This is a genomic window from Blautia sp. Sow4_E7, assembly GCF_052116245.1.
In the GTDB taxonomy this organism is placed as follows: Bacteria; Bacillota; Clostridia; order Lachnospirales; family Lachnospiraceae; genus Blautia_A.
Window position 1 is genome coordinate 26240 of the sequence record NZ_JBQKLL010000021.1, and the last position, 24238, is coordinate 50477.

23 protein-coding genes and 1 pseudogene are annotated in these 24238 nt (G+C 47.6%); 2 read left to right on the top strand and 22 right to left on the bottom strand.

Annotation, left to right across the window (positions count from 1 at the left end):
• Positions 1-63 precede the first annotated feature (63 nt).
• The 7 genes and pseudogenes from ACTQ50_RS12255 to ACTQ50_RS12285 form a co-directional block, all read right to left on the bottom strand.
• A pseudogene (locus tag ACTQ50_RS12255) lies at positions 64-717 on the bottom strand (pseudouridine synthase); the annotation flags it as partial.
• Between the two features lie 111 nt (positions 718-828).
• Positions 829-2451 carry a Na+/H+ antiporter NhaC family protein gene (locus ACTQ50_RS12260; protein WP_441484450.1) on the bottom strand — a complete coding sequence of 541 codons (1623 nt, stop codon included), beginning with the start codon at positions 2449-2451 and terminating at the stop codon, positions 829-831.
• A 23-nt stretch (positions 2452-2474) separates the two neighbouring features.
• Positions 2475-3335, bottom strand: a complete 861-nt coding sequence (locus ACTQ50_RS12265; protein WP_441484451.1) for a hypothetical protein — start codon at positions 3333-3335, stop codon at positions 2475-2477.
• A gap of 16 nt (positions 3336-3351) precedes the next feature.
• On the bottom strand, positions 3352-4488 hold the full coding sequence (locus ACTQ50_RS12270; protein ID WP_441484452.1) for a DUF6077 domain-containing protein: 1137 nt from the start codon (positions 4486-4488) through the stop codon (positions 3352-3354).
• Positions 4485-6785 carry a xanthine dehydrogenase family protein molybdopterin-binding subunit gene (locus tag ACTQ50_RS12275; protein ID WP_441484453.1) on the bottom strand — a complete coding sequence of 767 codons (2301 nt, stop codon included), beginning with the start codon at positions 6783-6785 and terminating at the stop codon, positions 4485-4487. The genes ACTQ50_RS12270 and ACTQ50_RS12275 overlap by 4 nt, the downstream gene beginning before the upstream one ends.
• Positions 6782-7267 (bottom strand): (2Fe-2S)-binding protein, encoded by a 486-nt coding sequence (locus tag ACTQ50_RS12280; protein ID WP_441484454.1) that lies wholly within the window; start codon positions 7265-7267, stop codon positions 6782-6784. Before ACTQ50_RS12280 ends, ACTQ50_RS12275 begins: the two co-directional genes overlap by 4 nt.
• The gene (locus ACTQ50_RS12285; protein ID WP_441484455.1) at positions 7257-8075 is read right to left on the bottom strand and encodes an FAD binding domain-containing protein; all 819 of its coding nucleotides are present in this window, start codon (positions 8073-8075) and stop codon (positions 7257-7259) included. Before ACTQ50_RS12285 ends, ACTQ50_RS12280 begins: the two co-directional genes overlap by 11 nt.
• A gap of 224 nt (positions 8076-8299) precedes the next feature.
• Here ACTQ50_RS12285 and ACTQ50_RS12290 point away from each other — a divergent pair, with 224 nt between their 5' ends.
• Positions 8300-8896, top strand: coding sequence for an AAA family ATPase (locus ACTQ50_RS12290; protein WP_441484456.1), 597 nt, complete (start codon positions 8300-8302; stop codon positions 8894-8896).
• Positions 8897-8940: 44 nt separating this feature from the next.
• On the opposite strand, the gene ACTQ50_RS12295 is transcribed toward ACTQ50_RS12290, so the two are convergent.
• From ACTQ50_RS12295 to rfbD, 5 genes are all read right to left on the bottom strand, one after another.
• A complete protein-coding gene (locus ACTQ50_RS12295; protein ID WP_441484457.1) occupies positions 8941-10065 on the bottom strand; it encodes a DUF362 domain-containing protein in 1125 nt (374 codons plus the stop codon).
• 7 nt (positions 10066-10072) lie between these two features.
• Entirely contained in the window at positions 10073-10318 is a 246-nt protein-coding gene (locus tag ACTQ50_RS12300) for a hypothetical protein (protein ID WP_441484458.1), read from the bottom strand.
• A gap of 2 nt (positions 10319-10320) precedes the next feature.
• Positions 10321-10692, bottom strand: a complete 372-nt coding sequence (locus ACTQ50_RS12305; protein WP_441484459.1) for a GntR family transcriptional regulator — start codon at positions 10690-10692, stop codon at positions 10321-10323.
• Between the two features lie 344 nt (positions 10693-11036).
• The gene (locus tag ACTQ50_RS12310; RefSeq protein ID WP_441484460.1) at positions 11037-12332 is read right to left on the bottom strand and encodes a dicarboxylate/amino acid:cation symporter; all 1296 of its coding nucleotides are present in this window, start codon (positions 12330-12332) and stop codon (positions 11037-11039) included.
• A 1-nt stretch (position 12333) separates the two neighbouring features.
• The gene (rfbD, locus tag ACTQ50_RS12315) at positions 12334-13182 is read right to left on the bottom strand and encodes a dTDP-4-dehydrorhamnose reductase (RefSeq protein ID WP_441484461.1); all 849 of its coding nucleotides are present in this window, start codon (positions 13180-13182) and stop codon (positions 12334-12336) included.
• Positions 13183-13330: 148 nt separating this feature from the next.
• Here rfbD and ACTQ50_RS12320 point away from each other — a divergent pair, with 148 nt between their 5' ends.
• Positions 13331-15100 (top strand): outer membrane protein assembly factor BamB family protein, encoded by a 1770-nt coding sequence (locus ACTQ50_RS12320; protein WP_441484462.1) that lies wholly within the window; start codon positions 13331-13333, stop codon positions 15098-15100.
• A gap of 31 nt (positions 15101-15131) precedes the next feature.
• Here ACTQ50_RS12320 and rsmH read toward each other — a convergent pair whose 3' ends face one another.
• From rsmH to udp, 10 genes are all read right to left on the bottom strand, one after another.
• Positions 15132-16229: a 16S rRNA (cytosine(1402)-N(4))-methyltransferase RsmH gene (rsmH, locus tag ACTQ50_RS12325; protein WP_441484463.1), complete on the bottom strand. Its 1098-nt coding sequence runs from the start codon at positions 16227-16229 to the stop codon at positions 15132-15134.
• 50 nt (positions 16230-16279) lie between these two features.
• Complete coding sequence (gene udk, locus ACTQ50_RS12330) at positions 16280-16903, bottom strand: uridine kinase (protein WP_441484464.1); 624 nt, start codon at positions 16901-16903, stop codon at positions 16280-16282.
• A 9-nt stretch (positions 16904-16912) separates the two neighbouring features.
• Positions 16913-17833 (bottom strand): carbohydrate kinase family protein, encoded by a 921-nt coding sequence (locus ACTQ50_RS12335; RefSeq protein WP_441484465.1) that lies wholly within the window; start codon positions 17831-17833, stop codon positions 16913-16915.
• 205 nt (positions 17834-18038) lie between these two features.
• Positions 18039-18860: a purine-nucleoside phosphorylase gene (locus ACTQ50_RS12340; protein ID WP_441484466.1), complete on the bottom strand. Its 822-nt coding sequence runs from the start codon at positions 18858-18860 to the stop codon at positions 18039-18041.
• Between the two features lie 14 nt (positions 18861-18874).
• On the bottom strand, positions 18875-19603 hold the full coding sequence (locus tag ACTQ50_RS12345) for a Crp/Fnr family transcriptional regulator (RefSeq protein WP_441484467.1): 729 nt from the start codon (positions 19601-19603) through the stop codon (positions 18875-18877).
• Between the two features lie 47 nt (positions 19604-19650).
• Positions 19651-20841 carry a phosphopentomutase gene (locus ACTQ50_RS12350; RefSeq protein WP_441484468.1) on the bottom strand — a complete coding sequence of 397 codons (1191 nt, stop codon included), beginning with the start codon at positions 20839-20841 and terminating at the stop codon, positions 19651-19653.
• Positions 20842-20924: 83 nt separating this feature from the next.
• Complete coding sequence (gene add, locus ACTQ50_RS12355) at positions 20925-21902, bottom strand: adenosine deaminase (RefSeq protein ID WP_441484469.1); 978 nt, start codon at positions 21900-21902, stop codon at positions 20925-20927.
• 13 nt (positions 21903-21915) lie between these two features.
• Positions 21916-22362: a cytidine deaminase gene (locus ACTQ50_RS12360; RefSeq protein WP_441484470.1), complete on the bottom strand. Its 447-nt coding sequence runs from the start codon at positions 22360-22362 to the stop codon at positions 21916-21918.
• 78 nt (positions 22363-22440) lie between these two features.
• Positions 22441-23106: a deoxyribose-phosphate aldolase gene (deoC, locus tag ACTQ50_RS12365; RefSeq protein WP_441484471.1), complete on the bottom strand. Its 666-nt coding sequence runs from the start codon at positions 23104-23106 to the stop codon at positions 22441-22443.
• A gap of 157 nt (positions 23107-23263) precedes the next feature.
• Positions 23264-24043, bottom strand: a complete 780-nt coding sequence (gene udp / locus ACTQ50_RS12370) for a uridine phosphorylase (RefSeq protein ID WP_441484472.1) — start codon at positions 24041-24043, stop codon at positions 23264-23266.
• Between the last annotated feature and the right edge of the window lie 195 nt (positions 24044-24238).

The window sequence follows — 24238 nt, forward strand, 5'->3', positions numbered from 1 at the left end:
CAGCTGGGAAGAATCTGCGATTCCTTTTTCCAGCTTCTCCCACTCTTCCCTGGTGGCTTCCCGGTACACGCCCTCTTTCAGGCCATCCAGCGTCAGCTCCATAATGCGCACACGCTTCAGGGTAAGCACCTGATAGCCCAGATACTCACACATCCGGCGTATCTGCCGGTTTAAGCCCTGCGTCAATATGATCCGAAAAGAATTTTTCCCTGTTTTTTCCACAAAGCAAGGGCGGGTAATGGTATCCAGAATTGGAATGCCAGATGACATTTTTCTTACAAACTCGCCATCTACAGGCTTATTCACGGTCACCAAGTATTCCTTTTCATGATAATTTCCCGCGCGCATGATCTTATTCACCAGGTCTCCCTGGTTTGTCAAAAGCAAAAGCCCTTCGGATTCTTTGTCAAGGCGGCCAATTGGATAAATCCGCACTGGATAGTTCAGATATTCGGTGACCGTGGTCTCCTGGCGCTGCTTCTTGGTGCTGCATACAACGCCCCGGGGCTTATGAAACAAAAGGAGGACCTTTTTTTCCACCTTTTTCACTGGCTTGCCATCCACGAATACCACTGTATCTGCTGTAATCTTTTCTCCTGGTTCTGCCTTGTGGCCTTCCACAGTCACCCTTCCGTCCTGGATCAGGCTGTCCGCTTCCCGTCTTGAGCAGAATCCTGCTTCGCTTAAATATTTGTTGATTCTGATTTTTTCGTCCATTTTTTCATTATATAGTTTTTCCCGGACAGATGCAAGGCAAAAAAGCCAGAACAGATTTCTCGCAGGAAATCTACTCTGGCTTTCCACTGTTTTTCCGGAAATGAACTACCTTTATTCCGTTTTCAGATCTGAGAATTTCATTTTCACAACCAGCATAGCGCCCATCATCAGCACTACTCCAATGATCAGGCACAGCGGGCTCTGGATAAAGCCGGCGAAAATGTAAGTTACAAAGGATACCACTGCTGCCACAATAGCATAAGGCAGCTGGGTAGATACATGATTTACATGATCACACTGGGCTCCGGCGGAGGCCATAATAGTGGTATCGGAAATCGGAGAACAATGATCTCCGCATACAGCACCTGCCATGCAGGCGGAAATGGAAATGATCATCAAATCTCCAGGTGTGTTTTCAAATACATGGACAACGATCGGGATCAGAATACCAAAAGTTCCCCAGGAAGTACCTGTGGCAAATGCCAGGAAGCAGGCTACCAGGAAAATAATAGCCGGCAGCATGTTTACCAGACCTTCGGCAGAGGACTTCACCATTTCCGCCACAAACTCTGCTGCGCCAAGACTGTCTGTCATGCTCTTTAAGGTCCATGCAAAAGTCAGGATCAGGATTGCCGGAACCATGGACTTAAAGCCTTCCGGAATGCACGCCATGCAGTCACGGAAGGACAGCACTCTGCGCACCATATACAGAAGAATGGTGATCACCAGACCGAAGAAGCTGCCAAGTACCAGGCCAACAGAAGCATCACTCTGGGAAAAAGCAGTGACAAAATCGGTACCGCTGAAAAATCCACCGGTATAAATCATGCCGATGACACAGCAGATTACCAGGGAAATAATAGGGATCAGAAGATCCATCACTTTTCCCCTTGGGTTTACCGGGCCGTCACCCTCGCCAGAAGCATAAGGGCGGGCAGCGGTAGTAAACAGGTCTCCTTTTAAAGCGTTTGACTCATGTACGCCCATAGCACCAAACTCTTCCTTCATCAGTACCATGGAAACCATCATAACAATGGTAAGAAGTGCATAATAGTTGTAAGGAATGGCTCTTACAAATACGGACATTCCATCCTCCCCCGGAACGAAACCGCTTACCGCAGCTGCCCAGGAGGAGATCGGTGCAATAATACACACTGGCGCTGCAGTTGCATCAATCAGATATGCCAGCTTCGCACGGGAGACATTGTGCTGGTCTGTGATCGGTCTCATAACACTTCCTACAGTCAGACAGTTGAAATAATCGTCAATAAAGATCAATACGCCAAGCAGGATCGTGGCAAGCTCGGCTCCCACTCTGGTCTTAATGTGCTTACTTGCCCAGCGTCCAAAAGCAGCAGAGCCTCCTGCCCGGTTCATCAGGCACACCATGGTTCCCAGGATTACCAGGAACACCAGAATACCTACATTGCTGCTGGAGGATAACACACTGATCATTCCACCAGAAAAGATCTGGTTCACGGTTCCCTCAAAATTACCGCCGGAATACAAAAGTGCTCCAACCAGGATTCCCAGAAACAGGGAACTATAAACCTCCTTTGTGATCAGCGCCAGAACAATTGCAACAACAGGCGGTATTAAAGACCAGAAGGTTGCATAAACAGCCGGTGTGACCGCTTCCTCTTCTGCTGCTGCCAGAACCGTTACCGGGCATGCCAGGGCAACCATCAGCACAGCTGCAAAAAGTACAGATATTTTTCTTCTCTCGTACTTCATTTTTCTTTCCTTTTCCTTCCCTTTTATTTCTTTTTATCTTTCTCCAAACCTACATAACGGTAAATATAATAAGATTCGGTTTCTGCGATCTGTTTACATCCATTTTTCAGCAAAAAGGCATGTAATTCATCATTTTTTTTCACCACTACAAATTTCGTGTTTGACTTTCTCAGGGCATTTCGGAATTTTTTCGGATGGTCGTAGATCTGGTAATCGATCACATCCAGGATCGCTTTCTGCCGCTTATAGCGTCTGCTTTTCTCATTAAATTCCCCGGCCACCGTACTTCCAGCTCTGTAAATGCTGGCATTTCTGTCGATTGTCAGACGAAACTGGGCATCATATTGTCTGGCAACATTGTTAAGGCTTGCATCAAACACCACCCTTGGACGGGCATCTGGATTGCTCATTTTGCTGTGCAGAATCTCACAGATCTGGATCAATTCGTCCGGGACCTTGTAAATGTTTTCTGCAAGTGCAAAATTTTTCACCACACCATTCAGTGGATTTCCCAAAACCACAAACACACCCAATACCGCTACAACCGCTGCCCCTTTCAGCCATTTCTTGTGAAAAGAGGAAACAAAGGTTACACCGTAATAAGCAATAGCCGGGATCACAGGCAAAATCCAGATAAAGCGGTAGTATTCATTTTCAAAATCCAGCCTGGCAATGACATATTTCACCACAATGGGGTTATATACCGTAAGAAATAAAAAGGCAGTATACCCGATAAAAATCCTGGAGCTTTTTTTACGTCCCCAGATCAGGGTACAAAGAAGCCCTACTGCAAAAAGGAACGGATACCACCAGGACCCCCAGTACAGCTTCATACATGCCTTTACGAATTTCAGTCCAAGCTCTTCAATTGTTACTCCTGCCATGTTCTTCCCCCCCTTTCTAAGATGCGGCAAGCCGGATCAGCCCAAGCTTACATGCAAAATAAACTGCCGCATATATACCAGAAGGGATCATGCAGAGAATACAATAAGGGATTGCGGAAAACTTCCGGTTCATCACCATCGCCGGTATCATTCCTGCCAGGATCGCAGCCGGGAAAATAATGGCAGATCCGGAAAATGCCAGTGCACTTGCAGCTGTAAGGAACAAAACCAGCCATACCGCTTTCTCTTTCTTTTTCTGATAGAACCACAGAGCACACATCAGTACTGCCGGGAAAGCAATGTTTGCCAGAATGGATTTGCCCTCATAGCTTCTGGTGAAAAAGAAGGTTCCTGCTGTATAAATAGTTCCGCAAAACAGCTGAAGAACGCAGACAAAAATCACCATCAGGTCTGCCTTTTTCTGATTTTCCTCCAACAGGCGCTTTCCGATCTGATAGATGATCAGATTAGAGATCACTACATTCACACAGGACATTACGATCTTCGCCTGCACAATGGGATGGATTCCAAGAAGCTTACACCAGACTGCATTGTTCATGGGATACGCGGATAAAATATAGCGCGCCTGAAAGCTTTTCAAAATACCGCCCCGGAAGGGATCATATCTGCCCAGGGTGTTTGTATATACAGAGGTACTTACCGTTCCCACATAATAAGTGGCATCAACGGTGGTGTCTTCATATAAGATCACGATCAGACACTGGACCAGAACCACAGCGATCACAGCCAGAAGCATGTAGGAATGATCACTCCACAGCTGCCCCATTGCGGCTCTCACGCTTTTGGTTTTCGGTTTTAAACCAGCACTTTCTGAAGGGATGACTTGTCCAGACTGCTCTGCCCGCTGATTTCCTGTCTTTTTCTTTCTGTGTTTCAGCAGGAAAAGGCCGCCAGCCAGGCAGATCACCAGAAGCACAGCCCACAAAGCTGCTGCTCTGGAAAGGGGTACCCACAAAAGCGTCATTGGCACTGTCACCACTTCAAATACTGCGAAGTAAACCAGGTATCCCAGGATCAGCTGCAGGGAAATATCCCCTTTTAGTTTCAGTGCTTTGGACAAAAGTCTGCCTGCTGCAAAAAATATGAACATTTCCAGAATAAATCCTATGCTTGCCAGACAAGCTTCTCTCATTTATTCATTTCTCCTTTTAACTGGTTCTCCAGGATTCCCATGGCAACCTTCTCCGGTGTAATAGGAAGCTCCCGCACGCGGACACCGGATGCATTGTAAACTGCATCTGCAATCGCGGGACAAGGGGTGTCGATTACCAGCTCACCGATGGATTTCGCACCAAAAGGGCCTGTTTTCTCATAGCTGCTTTCAAATTCCACACGGATATTTCCAATGTCCACACGGCTCGGGATCTTATACTGCATGAAGGAATTCTCGCGGATCTTGCCCTCTTTGGAATACTGCACATTCTCCATAAGAGCCATACCGATTCCCTGGGCCACGCCGCCCTCTGTCTGCACACGGGCCAGGTTGGGATTGATGGGAGTTCCGCAGTCTACCACTGCCACATAATCGATCAGGTCAATGTTTCCAGTCTCTTTGTCAATCTCCACCTCTGCTGCTCCAACCATATAAGGCGGCGGGGAAACCTGGGAAGAATAGGATGCGGTCACCTGCATCTCCAGGGTATTTCCACAGGTTCCCTTGTAGGCAACATCCTGAAGGCTGACTTCTTTTTCTCCTGCGTAAACTTTTTTTCCGTCAAAATCTGCTTCTTCCGGGCTCACGCCAAGCATTTCGGCACCCAGCCGGATGATCCGCTTTTTCAGCTCATTGCAGGCATTGATGACGGCATTTCCAGTAGCATAAGTGGTGGCAGATGCATAAGAACCGGAGTCGTATGGGGAAACATCTGTGTCTACCCCAAATGCCACAATATTTTCGAATTCTGTTTCCAGACAGTCTGCTGCCATCTGGGAAAGAATGGTGTCACAGCCAGTACCCATATCTGCACAGCCAAGGGAAAGTGTATAAGAAGCATCCTCATTTAGCTTCAGGGTTGCACCTCCCACGTCTACATTCGCAATGGAGGAGCCCTGCATAGCCATGGCAAGACCTACGCCGCGTACCTTCCCATTTCCCATATCCCGGCATGGGTATTTCTCCTCCCAGCCGATCATTTCCTTGGCGCGGGCAAGGCAGCGGTCCATGGTACAGCTCGCCGTATGGGTCAGATTGCCATCGTAGTCGTACATACGCTCACCCTCGATAGGCATGTTCAGTTCACGGATCTTCGCAGGATCCATATTCATTTTGTGGGCAAGCTCATTGACTGCAGACTCCACTGCGTAAAGTCCCTGGGTAGCACCATATCCACGATATGCGCCTGCTGCCTGCACATTGGTATATACAACTTCATAATCAAAAGCATAGGCCTCCAGATTACGGTACAGGGCAATGGCCTTATGGCCAGTCAGGCCAATGGTTGTGGGACTGTGGTCTCCGTATGCGCCTGCATTGGAAAGAGCATCTACTTTGATTCCTTTTACAATTCCATTTTCATCTGCGCCAACCTGCACATGAACTTCCATCTCATGACGGGGGGAAGCACAGATCAGGGATTCGTAACGGCTGTAAACGATCTTGGACGGGCGTCCGGTCATCCAGGTTACAATGGCCGGGTAGATCTCGCAGACCTCTGTCTGCTTTGCACCAAATCCTCCGCCGATACGGGGCTTGATCACGCGGATCTTGGAGGATGGGATTCCAAGGGCATTTCCAAGGATTCGGCGAAGATGGAAGGGTACCTGTGTGGAAGCTACCACATTCAGTCTTCCAAAATAGTCCTTGGTACAGTATGTGCGGAAAGTCTCCATCATACTCTGCTGGTCTGCTTTTGTGTGATACACTTCGTCAACAGTATATTTGCACTCTGCCAAAACCTTGTCAATATCGCCCATTTCCTCATGGCCTTTGGCTGCAAGGTTTCGCTTATTGTCTGCACCTACCGGGAATTTGGACTTCCAGTCCGCTTCCGGGTGGACCAGAACCGGATTGTCCTTGGCTGTGTGCATATCCAGAACCGGTGTTTCCACACGGTATTTTACTTTAATCCGCTTCATGGCAAGATCTACTGCTGCCTCTGTCTCACCTGCCACAATTGCCACTGCATCTCCTACGAAACGCAGGTGCTGATCCAGGATCATTCTGTCATAAGGGCTGAATTCCGGATAGGTCTGACCAGCGGAAGCAAAACGTCTCTTAGGCACATCCTTCCAGGTAAGGATCAGGACCATACCCTCTACCTTCATGGCGGTATCTGTCTTGATCTCTTCTACCCAGGCATTGGCATGGGGACTTCTTAACACTTTTACAATAAGACAGTCCTTTGGTGCCAGGTCATCTGTGTAGACTGGCTTTCCCGTAACCAGCGCCATAGCGTCTTTTTTCTGCAAAGGCTGATTTACATAGCTCATGCCTGTACCTCCTTCTCCTGGCTGTTCCCGTTCTTCTTATATTCCAGATATTTCAGGATACTTCTGGTCTGTCCGATAAAGCCGGAGCAGCGGCAAAGGTTGCCTTCCAGGTATTCCTTGATCTCGTCTTCCGTAGGGTCTTCTAATTCTTTTGTCATGGCAAGCACATTCATAATAAAGCCTGGATTGCAGAAGCCACACTGCTCTGCACCTTCATTTGCAAGGAAGGTTCCAAACTCTTCGGATTCGGCCTGAAGTCCTTCCATAGTGGTGACCTTTTTGCCGTCAATGCGGGCTGCCAGAACGCTGCAGGAAAGCATAGGCTTGTCATTTACCAGAACAGTACAAAGTCCGCAGTTAGCCGTCTCGCAGCCTCTTTTTATGCTGTAGCAGCCAAGACTTCTAAGAAACTCCAGAAGCATAGTGTCCGGACGGATTTCTTCTTCCTTTTTGGCTCCATTCAGCCAGAAATTAATTTTCATCAGTCATACCTCCCACTGCTTCTAATGCTCTTCTTGTGAGAACCTTCACAAGAAGGGTTCTGTACTTAGCGCTGCCTCGCATGTTTCCGGATGTAGGAACATTCCGGGCTGCGTAATCCGCAAACCTTGCGATTGCTGTCCCTCTCTCTTCTTCGGACATGGTTTCCAGGCCAGCGAGAATGTTTTCTTCATCCTTTAGAAGAAGTGCCCTGGCAGGACGTGCACCATATACGGCTTTCACGCCGCTCTCAGACAGGCTGACACAGCAGGCCAGTACTGGAAAATCGGTCTTGGTGTTCCGCTGGCTTAAGTATGTCACCTTCAACAGTGTTTTCTTTACAAAAATGCGTACCAGGATGTCTCTGTCCTTTGGCATTTTCACAAAATCAGAGAGACAGACTCTGCCGCCTTTAAAAAGCTCCACCTCTGTGTCCAGTGCCAGAAGCATGGTGAGCACATCGGAAAATCCGAAGCGTCCCCAGATGCTTCCGCCTACCGTGGCGCAGTTGCGGAACTGTACGCCTACAATGTGGCACAGGCTCTCTCTTATGGCACCATTTGTGTATGTATCAAGTCCCTGATGGAGTTCCAGATCACGCAAAGGTGTCATACAGCCGATCACAAATTCTTCTTCGTTTTCTGTGATGGTATCCAGGCCAAGACCGGACAGGTCAATGGCTGTGGTTACGTTACGGCTGCCCATTTTCAGCCACACCATGCCACCCAGCACACAGGCAGTCCGCTTCTGGTTCAGCTCATAGGCTTCTTCCAGAGATTCCACTTTCACATAATTTTTTATTCTAAGCATGATAGATTCCTTTCTTAATTTGTCGCTTTTTAGTATATCAAGAAAGGGGGCAAATTTCCAGCGAATTGACATATTCAGAATATTTTTTTATTTAGATTTTATGCAATATATATAGATATTTTCAAATAATTGTGTTATAATTCAGAAAAGAACAGAAAACAGTTCTCGTAAACTGTTTTATAACAAAAATATTTACAAATCCACCACAAAAGGAGGCGGCGTTTATGAGTAAACGTGTCATAACAATCAATCGTATGTTTGGTAGTAACGGACGTATTATTGGAAAAGCTCTTGCGGAGGAACTGGGATTTAAGTTCTATGATAAAGAGCTGATCGAAATGGCCAGCAAGGAGAAGAATATTCCTTTCGATGAGTTTGCCAGAGTAGACGAGAAGAAGGCCAGCCAGTGGCTGTATCCGGTGGATTATGAGCTGCAGATGAATCCGGAGTATCATTTCGTTCCTATGAATGATGTGCTTTTTGATTTGCAGAAGAAGATCATTCTGGAGGCGGCTGACAAGGAGGATTGCGTGATCGTGGGACGGTGCGGCAACTATATCCTGCAAGATAGTAAGGATAAGCATCTGAGCCTGTTTATCTACGCACCTTTTGAGGACCGTGTGAAGACGGTGATAGCGCGGACCGGACGGGAGGAAAAGAGTGTAAGGAAGCTGGTGAAGCGGACGGATAAGGAGCGCCGGGCTTATTATGAGTATTTTACAGATACCAATTGGCTGGATATGCTGCAGTATGATTTGTGTATCAACAGTAGTACGGTGACGAAGGAAGAGATTGTGGAGATGGTGAAGAAGCTCATCTAAAGTGTATAAAAAGGTAGCCCCGTTTTTGGCGGGGCTGTAATTTTTTAGCGTCCTAAATAATTCTTCAGGAACTCATAAATTTCTTCTTCAGTTGGTGGACAGCCTTCCAGGTGGTGGGTGAAGTGGCGGGTGCAGCGGCCGATTCCCAGGGAGCCAGACTGGTTTCGGTAGCCCTGGCCGATGGAGATGCGGGTTGTCAGCTTCGAAAGAAGGCCTTCCTGTTTCAGGCGGTCCAGGGCGGGAATCAGGTTGCCGTAGCAGGCGCTGCAGGATTCTACTTCTTCTACGGCGTCGGCAAGCTCTACTACTTTACGGGATTTGGGGATGGGCGCGCCGGGGTTGCCGTCGAGAGCCTGGATGTCGGCCTGGCGGATGTCGGCGCAGCCTACGCCAAGGGCGGCAGCCTTTGTGATGTAAGGAACTTCTTCTGGCTGATAGTACATCATGTCGCAGACGTAGGCATCCATAAGAACCGGATCCAGTGCTGCCAGGACGCGGTTCATCTCTACGGGATTGCCGCCATCCTCAAAGTCAAGGTCACCGCAAATGTTGTCTACAACGATGAAGTCCTGGTGGACAGCAAGCCCCAGGTGGGCAATGGGATCATGAAGGCCAAGTGCGTGGAAGCGGCGCTTCTCAGAGTTGGGCAAAAGACCTTTCATGTTCTTCAGGGCACAGGTGATCTTGGTCTGGCAGTGGCCTTTTAAGACTGGCACATTGATGAGAAAATCAAGGTCAAGGACACTTTTGCAGATGTTTAAGGTCATATCGCCGCATTCTACCGGGACGCCTTTTTCTTTTTGCATATCAAGAAAAGAAACGTTGTATTTTTCACAGAGGGACTTGAAGCCACAAACTTCGTAAGATTCCGAAGTCTTATCTCCTACCCAGGAGCCTTCCATGATCACCAGGTTGGAAAAACCTTTTTCCTGAAGGTATTCTACGATTCCGGCGACTACCTCCGGGTGGGTGGTACCGCCCCAGTAGGCTTCCATGGGAGCTACTAAATTGGGCTTGATTCCGATTCGCATATTGTGCAAACTACTCTCATGCTCTTGTTTTTCAAACTTCCGCTCTATCTCCCCTGCCAGATCACACGCCCCCAGCAGTTCTTTCGTCATCTCCTTATACTCGGTTCCACATTTTATAAAAATCTGATTCTTCTTCATTCCAGGATCAGTACTCCTTTTTTTCTATAATCTTTATGGATATTGTACAGGAAATCAGAACCAATAGCAACAGAAGAACTGCAAGGACGGACAGGCACACAGGAAGTCCAAGATCCAGGATTTGCATAAAAGAATCCTTCACAAAAGAAAGATCAATGTGCATCCTGTCACAGATTTCAGATCCGATCCAGAAAATACCCATGGCGCCAAATACAATCCCCTTAATCATCATGGTGATCACCTTCAGCAGCATATCTACTCCTCCATAATAAGTTCAAACAGTTCCCGGATTTCCTCCCCAGACAATCCGCTGACACGTGCCTTCCGGATCACACCCTCCAGCTCCGTCTCAATCTCCCGCTTCCGCTCCTCCATAAGAAGTCCCTGGTTATTCTTGGCAATAAAGCTGCCCTTCCCATGAACCGTAACCACGAACCCCTCTTCCTCCAGAAAGTCATACGCCTTCTTCACCGTAAGTGCACTGATCTTCAGCTCCTTCGCAAGCGTCCGCACAGAGGGAAGCATCTCCTCTTCCTCTAACGTCCCGTCAATGATCATCGCCTTGATCTGATCTACAATCTGCTCATAAATCGGCTCCATCGACGAGTGATTAATTATAATCTTCATGCAACTCCTCCTTGTGTAAACAGTATATAACAGCATTATACTGTTGTCAAGTGTTATATACTGTTTGTGCAAAATTAATTCATAGTTACTCTGAACAACCAGCCAGGGAGGGGCATTGTGTTAAGGACAGTTAGTCAAAAAACGGGATTTTACGAGTAAGTGCATGTCTCATAAACACTGTTTGAGCCCTGTCAAGGGCGAGTTTGTTTATGAGACATGCACTAGGCGACGGAGTAAAATCCCGTTTTTTGACGTTGTCCGCAACACAATGCCCCACCCTGGCGTCCGCATTAAACAAAAAAGACGTGCATACATGAGCAAACTCACATACACACGCCATCATTTTATTCAGCTTTATTAAACACATCCTTATCTACAGCCCCATTCTGGCAAGCCACAATGGTAGTGCAGACTGCATCACCTGTAATATTAACCGCCGTTCTCGCCATATCCAGAATACGGTCGATACCCATGATAATACCAATCGCCTCAACCGGAAGCCCAACAGAATTAAATACCATAGTCAGGGTAACAAGACCAACACTAGGAATACCAGCAGTACCAATAGAAGCCAGTGTAGCAGTACCGATTACCGTCACATAATCCATTGGAGCCAGATGAATTCCAAACGCCTGTGCCGCGAACATAACCGCAACACCCTGCATGATCGAAGTACCATCCATGTTGATCGTCGCACCAAGAGGAATGGTAAAAGAAGAAATCTTCTTGGAAACACCCATCTTCTTATACAACGTATCAATGGAAAGCGGAATGGTCGCATTGGAAGTTGCAGTGGAAAACGCAAAGGCCATAACCGGGAAAAACTTCTTAATAAACTTCACCGGATTCAGACCAGTCATCACCTTCAGTAGGATCTGGTATACACCGAAACACTGGATCGCCAGCGCGATCAAAACTGCGATCATATATTTTGCCAGCGGCACAAACGCGCTGAAACCGATAGTTGCAAAAGTTCTTGCGATCAGGCTGAAAACACCGATAGGAGCCAGGCTCATAACCATCATAGTCATTTCCATCATAATGTCATTAAACTGGCTGATAAAGTTTGCAACTGTCTCCGCGCGCTCCCCAAGCTTTGCCAGAATTACACCTACGATCAGGGCAAACACAATGATCTGGAGCATTTCCCCGCTTGCCAGGGATTTGATCGGGTTATCCGGAATAATATTCAGGATCGTCTGAACCAGGGATGTAGACTCCATGGTCTCAATATCTGAAGCATTTACCTGGATCTTACTCATATCAAGACCAATACCAGGTCTTAAAAGCGTTCCGATGCCAAGGGCGACTGCAACTGCAACCGCTGTTGTGATCAGATAAAACACAAGTGTTTTTCCACCTACATTTCCCAGCTTCTTGGTATCACCGATGGCCATACTTCCGCAAACCAGGGAACAGAAAACAAGGGGAACTACCAGCATTTTCATAAGGCGGATAAAGCCCTGTCCAAGAACGTACAGCACGCCCTCTACGATCACGTCATTTTTTATGCTGCCATCCGGCACCAGGTAATGGAGGACCATTCCGGTGATTGCTCCGGCAATCAGCGCAATAAAGATCATACTGGTTAAGCTGATCTTCTTTTTCTCTTTTCCATTCTTTTCTTTCTTCGCTGCCATCTTAACCCTCCATCTTTTCTTTCATAAATTCTTCCAGAGAGTCTTTCCAGTTCGGCATCTCATATACATCGATAATGCGAAGAATGAAATTATCCAGAACTGCATAAGCAGGTCTTGCAGAAGAAAGGTCTGACTGAGGAGTGGGAACCGGATTCAGCTGCTCTTCCTTGCCAGCCAGACGAAGGATCTCCTTCGCAAATTCATAACGGTTGCAGACACCCTGGCAGGTTGCATGATAAGTTCCGTACTCATTGGTGCGGATCAGGTGCAGGATGATCCTTGCCAGATCCCTGGCACTTGTGGGAGAACCATACTGATCCTCTGCGACCGCCAAAGTTCTTCCCTGGTCTGCTGTCTCCAGAACACGGTTTACAAAGTTATTCCCCTTTCCGAAAACCCAGTTGCTTCGAATAATAAAGTGCTTGTGGGTAAACTCCTTCACATAGTTCTCCCCGGCACGTTTGGATTTTCCATAAACAGTCTTAGGGTTGGTATCATCAAATTCAGTGTAAGGCTTCTTTGCCAGACCGTCAAAAACATCGTCTGTGGAAAGCTGCACCATCTTTGCCCCTGTTTTTCTTGCTACAATACTTAAGTTGCGGGCACCCAGTGCGTTTACGCGGAATGCCTCCTCCGGCTGTTTCTTACAAAGCTCTACATCTGTGAGCGCAGCGCAGTTGATAATCACATCCGGACGGTTGATCTCACCAAAACGGAGCACTTCATCTGTTTCTGTAATATCAAGCTCATTTTTATCTGTATTCAAAGCTTCAATTTCCAGCGGATCCAGCACTTCATTGATTGCTTCACCAATCTGACCTTCAGATCCTACGATCCATACTTTCAGCATATTTTTTCCTCCTTTGACACAATCTATATTATTTTAGCAAGCCCACCCATACACTGTCAAGAAAAATGATGATTTCCCTCTGCCATCTTGAAATTCCAGTCCATACCTTGTATAATTTTTGCCAAATGAATATGGGAAGGACTTAGTTATGAAAAGAAAGACAGGAAAGCGAAAGAGACAGCTGCAAAGGAAGTACTTTTTCCGTAAACTTCTTCTTACCGAAGGAATTCTGATCGTCTCCGCAGTTATCATACTTGGAGGGATTTTTCTTGTGAAAAAGATCCGGGAAAATGTGAATACCGTTTCCATGGTTGGCGAGGACAGCTCTCTTACCATGGAAAGCTCCGATTCTCTTGCCTCCATTAAAGCTGCGATGGCAAAGCCGAAAGAATTTTCTCCAAAATGTGCAGACTCCACCAAACCATCCTTATACATAGAATCCACGGATATCGAAGTAGACGGCCAGACTCTTGGAAATGTTTCGGATTATGTTTCCACAGACACCCATTCCTTTGATGCCGGAATCAGCTATACCGACGTGGATGGGATCGTAACCTTCCGTGGCAACAATTTCCGTGATACCGCCTCCTACGGTACCACTCAGATCAAAGATGGAAAAATAAAGGATCTGTGGACAGCCCAGACAGGCTCTATCACTTATGGGGATGCCACCTGGTCTGGAAGCGGCTGGACCGGACAGCCTCTTATGGAAAAATGGTCCAAAGAAGTGAAACAGTCCATGAACATGTATGACTGGGCCAAGGAAAAGGACGACCTTGTGGAAGTGATCTACGCCTGCATGGATGGCTACGTGTACTTTCTGGATCTGGAAACCGGAGAAGCCACCAGAGATCCTCTCTACCTGGGATTTACCTTTAAAGGTGCCGGAGCCCTTGATCCAAGAGGCTATCCGATCCTGTATGTGGGCGCCGGATACGACAGCAATGAAGGGACCGCCCGTGTTTTCGTGGTAAACCTGCTGGACTGCAGTGTGATGTATACCTTTGGAAATAATGATGAATTTTCTCTTCGGGGAAATTTAAGCTATTTTGATTCCTCTGCCCTTGTGGATGCAGCCACAGATACCCTGATCTATCCTGGGGAAAACGGAATCCTTTATCTGATCAGGCTGAATACCAGCTATGATCCGGCGGCAGGAACCTTATCTATTAACCCGGATCACATTGTAAAATGGCGTTATTACGGAACCCGCACCAGTGTAGGTTCCTACTGGCTTGGCATGGAGGACAGCGCCGCCATCTACGACGGTTATCTTTTTATTGCAGACAACGGCGGAAATTTGATGTGCCTGGATCTGAACACCTTGCAGCTTGTGTGGGTACAGGACATTCTGGATGATTCCAACTCCACTCCTGTCCTGTCTGTGGAGGACGGACACCTTTACCTGTATGTCAGCACCTCCTTTCGGCTTGGCTGGCGCAGCAGCACAACAGCGGAAGTTCCCATCTGGAAAATCGACGCAGAGACTGGAGAGATCATCTGGCAGAAATCTTACGAATGCTCTTCTGAGGACAGCGTTTCCGGCGGCGTGCAGTCTACGATTGCTCTGGGAAAAGAAGAATTGTCCGATAACATTTATGTGACTGTTGCCCGTACCGGCGGACAGGCCCAGGGCGTACTGGCCTGCATTGATAAAAAGACCGGAGAAATAAACTGGGAGCACGAAGCCGCTTATGCCTGGTCTTCCCCTGTTTGCGTGTACAATCCGGATGGCAGTGGAAAGGTCCTTTACTGCAACAGTACCGGACACATTTATCTTCTGGATGGAAAAACAGGAGATGTTCTTGACTGTCACCAGATCAGTGACGGAGTCATTGAAGCATCTCCTGCTGTCTATCAAAGTTATATGGTTGTGGGAACCAGGGATTGTAAAATATGGGGGATGGAACTGCAGTAATGCGGTTCCTCCCCCCATTTTATTTACGCGTTTACTCCGCTTTAATCGCCCATCTCATCTTCGTAGAGCGTGCCCTGCCATTCTGCGCACACTCCTGGGCTGACGGACGGATCACATCTTTGGCATAATCGGAATAAATTCCGGCTTTATACCCCGCCTTTAACGCCTTCTTCACCAATTTATCCTCTCCGGAATGGAAAGTTAAGATTGCAGCTCTTCCACCTGGCTTCAATGCTCCCGGCAGCTTCTCCATAAACTCATACAGAACCTCAAACTCCCGGTTCACATCAATCCGAAGCGCCTGGAAGGTACGCTGACAGGTTTTCTTGATGGTCTCCTTCTTCTCTTTTTCCGGAAGGAAATCCAGAGTTTTCTCAATAACCTGGCGAAGCTTGGTGGTAGTATCAATGTGGTTTCCTTTGCGGATCTCATCTGTGATCGCTTTTGCAAGCTCCTCACAGTATGGCTCGTCGGAATTCTCATAAAGCATTCCTGCAAGCTCATCTCTGGTAATATGCTCCAGACGCTCTGCGGCACTGATTCCCGCTTCCTGGTTCAAGCGCAGATCCAAAGGACCGTCTACTTTAAAAGAAAAACCTCTCTTGGGATTGTCGATCTGCATGGAAGACACACCCAGATCTGCAAGAAGGAAATCAAAGCCTCCCACCTCTTTTGCAATCTCATCAATGGTGCAGAAATTCTGAAGCTTAATGGTCAGAATATCCTCACCAAAGCCAAGATCTTCCAGACGTTTCTTGGTCTTCGCCGCTTCCTCATGGTCTACATCCGTGGCATACATATGCCCCTGTCCCTGCAGGCACTGAAGCATGGCCTTAGTATGCCCGCCGTAACCTAAGGTAGCATCAAATCCCACCTGTCCCGGATTGATTTCCAGAAAATCAATGATCTCCTTCACCATAATGGAAATATGCATACCAGCCGGAGTATTGCCCTTCTGCATCACATGCTGGATGGTATCCTGGTATTTCTCTGGCTGAAGCTCTTTGTATTTTTCTTCAAATTTCTTCGGGTATTTGCCCTTATAGCGCACACGCCGCTTGTGAGGCTGCTGCCCCTCCTGGGTGGTCTGTGTACTCTCAGGCTGTCTGTTTTCTTTTTCCTGCGCCATTCTGATCTCCTGTATCTTGTTTTCTATGTCCACTGACATGTGCTTTTTCATTACCCCTGTTTTCTTTTTTCCAGTTCCATACTGATCTTGGAGACAAACAGGTCAAAAGCCACGTCGTTTTTGCCGCTGTTAATTACAATGTCTGCTTTGGAACGAGTGGGCTCTACATAAAGATAATGCATCGGTTTCACAGTATTTAAGTACTGATTGATGATTCCGTTCAGATCTCTTCCACGCTCTTCCACATCACGGGAAATCCGGCGGAGGATACGCTCGTCGGCATCCGCCTCCACATAGACCTTGATATCAAGGAGTTCTCTGACTCTTGGATCTGCCAGAAGAAGGATTCCTTCCACAAGAATCACCGGACTTGGGGTGATGTGAAGGATCTTATCTGAACGGTTATGCTGGGAATAATCATAAACCGGGCAGTCGATGGATTTTCCCTGTTTCAGAAGCTTCAGATGCTCCACCAGAAGCTCGGTCTCCAGGGAATCCGGATGGTCGTAATTCACAGTCACACGCTGTTCAAAAGGAATTCCATCCTGTCTGCGGTAATAATTGTCGTGATAGAGAACTACCACGTCATCTCCAAAATGCTCTTTGATCCTGTTTGTAAAGGTTGATTTGCCGGAACCGGAACCGCCGGCAATTCCTATAATAAGACTTTCCATATCCTTCTCCTACCTCTCCAAGCCGAATTCTTCCGGCATGAATCTTGGACAAATGTTCTCTGAGGTACAAATAACAGTTGAGGAAAGACGGGTACCAATGGCACAGGCCTCTCTCATTGTTTTCCCATAGGTGAGCCCTACGCACACCCCTACAAAAAAGGCATCCCCTGCACCTGTTGTATCTACCACGTCCACCTTCATAGCCGGATAAACACCGCAGTTTCCTTCCTGATCTGCATATGCAGCACCGTCGCTTCCCATCGTTACAACCATCTTCGGAATATGGGCAGACTGGATCCTCTTTGCCAGACACTTTGCCATCTCTTCCGGCTTCAGATCACTGTAATCCTCGGAAAACAGGATCCCCGCCTCCTGCTGGTTGCATACAAAGCAGGCTGTCCGTCTTAAGAAATCACGTCTTTCAATTGCAATGGTCATATTGGATACAAGCGCGTATACCTTCTTGCCGTATTTCTCCGCATAGTGAAAGGTTTTCTTCACGATCTCCTTGTCAATGTCGATCTCGATCACCACACTGTCTGCATCCTGGAAGATCTCGTCTCCATGTTCGTCCAGGATCTGCTCAATCGGGCGGTGGTCCGGACGCTTGGATATAGATGCCACTACATCTCCATCCTGGTCAAAAACAGCCAGCCAGGTTCCCATTCCGTCCTTTACCCTGCGCATATATCTGGTGTCTACTTTATGGCGCTCCAGCTTGCGGATCACATCATCTCCCATAGCGTCGTCATCTACCAGACTGACAAAGGTTGGTTTCAGCTCTATATTGGCAATATCTTCCACAACATTTCTACCCACGCCGCCGTGGATCTGCTGGATCACACCTGCATTTCTTCCGCCTGGAATAAACGGCGCTGTGGAATAACCTTTCACATCGATAAAAACATCACCGATTACAACAATTCCCATATTTCTTCTTTTCTCCTTTGTAACATTATACCTTTTGATATCCTACCATTTAGACGTGGAAAATTCAAGACAGAGATTGCCTGGCATGGCAACTTTCCAGATATATAAGAAAAACGGGCGGAGCTTATCATGGGTTCCGCCCGTTTTACAATATTCCATATTCAGTAGTCCCAGCTGCCGCTTATGAGCCCGCAGCGTCTCTCATCTACATATTAGCTATGATCTCTGTCACCAGTTCTTTGAAAGACTTCGCAACTCTGTCCGCAGTCTCCTGAACCTCTTTGTGGTTCAGTTCCTGTTTCGAAATACCAGCTGCCATGTTGGTGATACAGGAAATTCCACATACCTCAAGTCCCATATGGCGGGCTGCCATTGCCTCACATGCAGTACTCATTCCAACTGCGTCACCGCCCCATATAGCCGCCATTCTTACTTCGGCAGGTGTCTCATAGGCCGGGCCTGCAAACTGCACGTATACGCCTTCCTGAAGCTCTATGCCGCATTTCTTTGCGCTGGTGCGGATCACATCCCGGAGGCGCCTGCTGTATACCTCACTCATATCCGGGAATCTGCTTCCCAGCTGGTCCAGATTCGGTCCGATCAGTGGGCTTGGAATGCCTGTGGTAATGTGGTCAGTGATCATCATGAAATCACCTGGTTTGAAGTTCGGGTTCACACCACCGGCTGCATTGGTAAGGAACAGCTTCTTCGCCCCCATCATGCCCATCAATCTGGTGGGAAGCACTACGTCTGTCATTGGATAGCCTTCGTAGTAGTGCACTCTTCCCTGCATGATCACAACCGGCACATTTTTCACATAGCCAAATACAAATCTGCCTTTGTGTCCTGCCACTGTGGAGGTTGGAAAACCTTCAATCTCTGTATAATCAATAGTGGTTTCAATCTGGATCTCATCTGCATAATCTCCAAGGCCGGATCCCAGGATCAGCGCCACTTCCGGTTTAAAATCTGTCTTTTTTCTAACGCTTGTAAGGCAAGTTTCTAATTTCTGATATAAATCGCTCATGTACACCTTCTCCTTTATACGTTGCCGATCTTCTCGTCCACAGTCCGCTTCAACCCTTCGTACTGCTTCCTGTCGATACAGATCTGATTGCCTTTTTTCACGATCAGCTGGTCTTCCTGGAATTTCTTGATGGCACGGCTGATGCTTTTCAGGCAAAGGCCGGTCTCGTCAGCCAGATTCTGTCGGCTTTCGTTGATGCATAAAATGTCATTTTTGTTATATTTTTCGAACCAATCTGCGAAAAGTACGGCTAATCTGTCAGCGCCTTCCAAAAACAGGTACAGACGGTTCCGCCGCTCTTCCTCCAAAAGGGAGGCACAGGTAAGCTTTGCCTCCATACGAAAAGCTTCCGTATCGGAGTAGATCCATTTCTCATACTGCGCCCGCGGCAGCTTGGTGACAATGCACTCTGTCTCTGTCTGCAGGGTGGTCTGGTAAGTGTCCTGTCCCAGGATCACCTCCATGCCTCCAAGTGCAATGAGATTCATAGGCTTCATAAAGTCATAGGCAATACCGGATACCCGGTAGTCTGTGGCTTTCACCCTTCCCCTTGCAACAAAAAAAATGGTGTCCGCTGGTTCGTTTTCCCTGATAAAAGTAGTCCCGGCTTCCATTACCTCGCTCTGGAACAGATCCATAAGCCATAATGGCGCAGTGCGGAAATAAGCTTCGAACTGCTTTTGTTTCTCCCGTTCCAGCTCACGGAGGAACGGAAGTACATCATGTAAATAGGTGTGTTTCATATGATTTCCTCATCTTTTGCGATGTGCTGCAAATCATTTGTTCTCTTTTAACATAATTTCCCGAGAATGGAATGTCCAATGGTTCCCTCCGGCATTTTCACATCGAAATTGTCTGCCACAGAAGCTCCAATAATGGAAAACGTATCCTCGTTTTCAAGGGCGCCGCCCTCTTTCATGGCCTTGGAATAAGCCAGGAAAGGAACGTATTCTCTTGTATGGTCGGTACCGCTGTAAGTTGGATCATTTCCATGGTCTGCGGTAAGAATGAGGAGGTCATCCTCCCGGAGCTGCTTTAAAAGAACGCCCAGGTTCTTGTCAAACTTCTCAATCTCTTTGCCGTAGCCTTCCACATTTCGTCTGTGTCCCCACAGGGCATCGAAGTCAACCAGATTCACAAAGCAAAGTCCCTTGAAATCCTCTTTGCAGATCTGGATGGTCTGTTCCATGCCGTGTACGGAGCTGTCAGAATGATAGGTCTTTGTGATTCCCTCGCCGCAGAAAATATCGTTGATCTTGCCTACACCGATCACATCCAGGCCGTTATCCTTTAACGCATTTAATGCAGTAAGACCAGTTGGCTTCAAAGCGTAGTCATGACGATTGCTGGTCCGCTTGAACTCACCTTTCTTTTTGCCCACATATGGCCTGGCAATGACACGGCCCACGCGCCACTCATCCTTCAGGGTGATTTCTCTGGCGATCTCGCAGCAGCGGTACAGGTTCTGAAGGTCAAAGGTCTCTTCATTGCCGCAGATCTGAAGGACAGAATCTGCGGAAGTGTACACGATCATGGCACCTGTACCTATCTCTTCCTCTCCAAGTTCTTCAATGATCTCCGTTCCGCTGGCGCTCTTATTTCCAATCACACGCTTGCCGCAGCGCTTCTCCAGCTCTGCGATCAGTTCCGGCGGAAAACCTGTGTCTGTAAAAGTCTTAAAGGGCTTTTCCGTCCTGATTCCCATCATTTCCCAGTGGCCGGTCATGGTATCCTTGCCGTTGCTGGCTTCGCCCACACGCATATAGCGGCCCATGGGATTCTCTACGCCCTGCATATTTCCTGCCGGGTGAAGATTTAACATTCCAAGCTTCTTAAGGTTCGGTATTTCCAGGGAGCCCATTTTATCCAGAATATGTCCGAATGTATCTACTCCCACATCCCCGAATTTCTCTGAATCCGGCATAGCGCCAATCCCCAGAGAATCCAGAACGATCACGAAAATCCTTTCATATTTTTTCAAAATAAAATCCCCCGTTTCTGTTGCATTTCTTGTTCATCTTATTTGCCTTGTTACTCTGACTCTACCAGAATCACAGGCTTTTATCATCTTAATCCTAATTCAAAATACAGCTTCTCTTTCACATCATCGCTGGCAAAAGCCGTATCCACTGCATTTCTCATCATCAGACGGATTTCTTCATCCTGAATGCCGTAGGTGTTCTGAATAAAGGCAAGCTCTTTGGTAAGGCTTGTGTTGCTCACTGTGCGGTTGTCCGTGTTCACCGAAACCTTCAGTCCTGCGTTCAGAAACTCCCGGATAGGATATTCAGCCGGGCTGTTTACTGCCTTTGTCTGGAGGTTGCTGATAGGGCACATTTCAATCCCAATGCCTCTGTCCGCCAGTTCTTTCTGAATATCAAGATAGCCCCGCATAGCGATTCCATGTCCGATCCTGCCTGCTCCGGCTTTTACAGAATCTATAATATTCTGCACACTTCCACATTCTCCTGCGTGAAGGGTAAACGGCATCTCCAGCTTATGAGCGTTCTGGAAAAGCTCCATAAACTGCGACATGGGATAAGAGGCTTCCGCGCCTGCCAGATCAGCAGCGCACACTCCGTAACCCAGATATTCCCGGGCGATTTTCAGCATGCGGCTGTTGTCCTCCTGGCTGTGGTGGCGCATGGCACAGGTGATCACGCCAAACTCCGTTCCAAAGTCTGCTCTGCCTCGCTCAAGGCCTTTTAACAGGGCTTCGATCACAGTTCGGCAGTTCATGCTGGAGGTCTCTGAGAGAAGGGGTGCGAAACGGATTTCTGCGTATCGCACATTCTCCTGGCTCATGGTGCGAAGTACGTCATAGCCAGCTGCTGCCAACCCTTTTTCATCCATAATGCACTGGCCTGGGAGAGCGAATTTCTCCAGATATTCCGCAAGGCTGGTGCAGTCATCAGACACACTAAGTTCTTCTGGCTGTACGGCTCTGCCCAGCTGGCTCTCGATGAACTCTCTGCTTAAAGAACCGTCCAGATGGCAGTGAAGCTCTACCTTTGGCAATGCTTTTAATTGTTCGATTGTCATAGTTTTGCCTCCATTACGCCAGGTTAGATGGTCCGAATCCCAACGGCAGAATTTCTTTCAGGGTATACACATCGTAATGTTCCTTATCTACCGCCAGAATAATCTGGAAGGTTTCCGGGTTACAGAATTCCATCATAACCTGTCGGCACACGCCGCAGGGAGCTGCGTACTCTGTGAGAACGCCGTTCTTGCCGCCTACCACGCAGATGGCCTGGAATTCTTTCACACCTTCGCTTACCGCCTTGAAAAATGCAGTACGTTCCGCGCAGTTCGTAGCTGTGTATCCGGCGTTTTCGATGTTGCAGCCTGTGTAAACCTGTCCGTTTTTGGCAAGGAGGGCTGCGCCTACTTTAAAATTGGAGTATGGTGTATAGGAATATTTCAGCTGGTCGATTGCTGTGTCAATCAGCTGATTCATCATCTCTTTTTCCATTTTCACACCTCTTTCTTTCATTAACATTTTTGATTGACTCTTCCGGCATCCCCCCGCACTCTCTGCCAGGAGGCAGGCAAGGGTCACATATGTCTGCCTTTACAATCAATAACCTGTAGCTTTCTCATTTTTAACGATCTTTATAATACGGCTGGTTCCCAGTCTGTCTGCACCAAGTGCAAGGAACTTCTCAGCGTCTTCCAGGGAAGAAATTCCGCCAGCTGCTTTCATCTTAACGTTTGGTCCAATGTGCTTGGAGAAAAGCTCGATGTCTGCAAAAGTAGCACCTGCACCGCCAAAGCCGGTAGAGGTCTTGATATAATCTGCGCCAGCTGCTGTTACGATCTCGCACATTTTGATCTTTTCTTCGTCTGTAAGGAAGCAGGTCTCGATGATAACCTTCAGGATCTTGTCACCACATGCAGCTTTTAAGGTACGGATCTCATTCTCGATCAGATCGTATTTCTTGTCTTTCAGCCAGCCGATATTGATCACCATGTCGATCTCGGAAGCGCCGTTTGCAAGGGCATCCTTGGTCTCGAATTCTTTGGCTGCAGTTGTCATGTAGCCATTAGGAAAACCAATGACTGTGCAGACTGCCATTTTTCCATTCATATATTCTGCTGCCTGTTTGACATAGCTTGGCGGAATGCACACGGATGCAGTTCCATATTCAATTGCGTCGTCACAGATCTGTTTGATTTCTTCCCAGGTAGATGGCTGGAGAAGAAGGGTGTGATCCACATGTTTTAAAATTTCTTTTACGTCCATTTATTTTCCTCGTTTCTGTTATCTCTTTTCATTGTCTGAAATCGCCATATAGCAATTCATTGGCAAAACTTGTACATTTTCTTTATTTACTAATTATAATCAAATTATCTTATCGTAATCATAAATCACTCTGACTTTTGCCTGCGATATAATAGTTTTAATTCTCAGAATCTTCCCTGATCAGCTTTCTCACAGCCTCAACTGCCACCCGGATCGCCATATCGGTATCATGAACAACCGGATTGTCCAGTCCCAGCTTCTCTCTTTCCTGATTTGCCAGTACCAGGAAACAGGAGCCAGCTCTTGCACGAAGCTTGCCAGCCGCAATGAAAAGCGCTGCGGACTCCATCTCAGAAGCAAGACAGCCCATTTTCTTCCAGGCTTCCCATTTATTGATCAGCTCATAGCCTACTGGCATTGCTTCCGGCTCGTGCTGTCCGTAAAACGCGTCTTTACACTGGACCACGCCGGTGTGATAGGAAAGATTTTTCTCCTTCGCAGCTGCTACAAGGGCGTTTGTCACGTCCAGATTGGCTACTGCCGGATACTCAATGGGAGCATATTCCCGGCTGGTTCCTTCCATACGGATGGCTCCTGTGGCAATTACGATGTCCCCACTTTTTACCTCAGGCTGCATACCGCCGCAGGTTCCAATGCGGACGAACGTGTCTGCGCCGCAGCGGGAAAGCTCTTCCATTGCTATGGAGGCAGACGGTCCGCCGATTCCAGTGGAGGTTACGCTGACCTTCACACCGTCCAGGGTTCCTGTATATGTGATATATTCTCTGTTGTCTGCAATGAGAACCGGGTTGTCAAAATACTGGGCGATTTTCACACACCGTTTCGGATCTCCCGGCATGATCACATACCGGCCAACTTCCCCCTTCGCAACCTGGATATGATACTGCCTGCTGGCATCTTCTGAATAATTTTTCATAGTGTCACCTTCTCCTAAATTTTTATTGCTTGTAGTCCGATACCTACGGATTGCTCCGCTGCTACGCAGCTCCCACAATCCTCCATCCATTCGGAATCCGCTGATTTACTTCGTAAATCGCTACTTCCTCATGTCTGGCGGGGATCAATGTCAAACACCTTTTCGTGCAAGCACGAACGGCTTTTTGACCTTTAT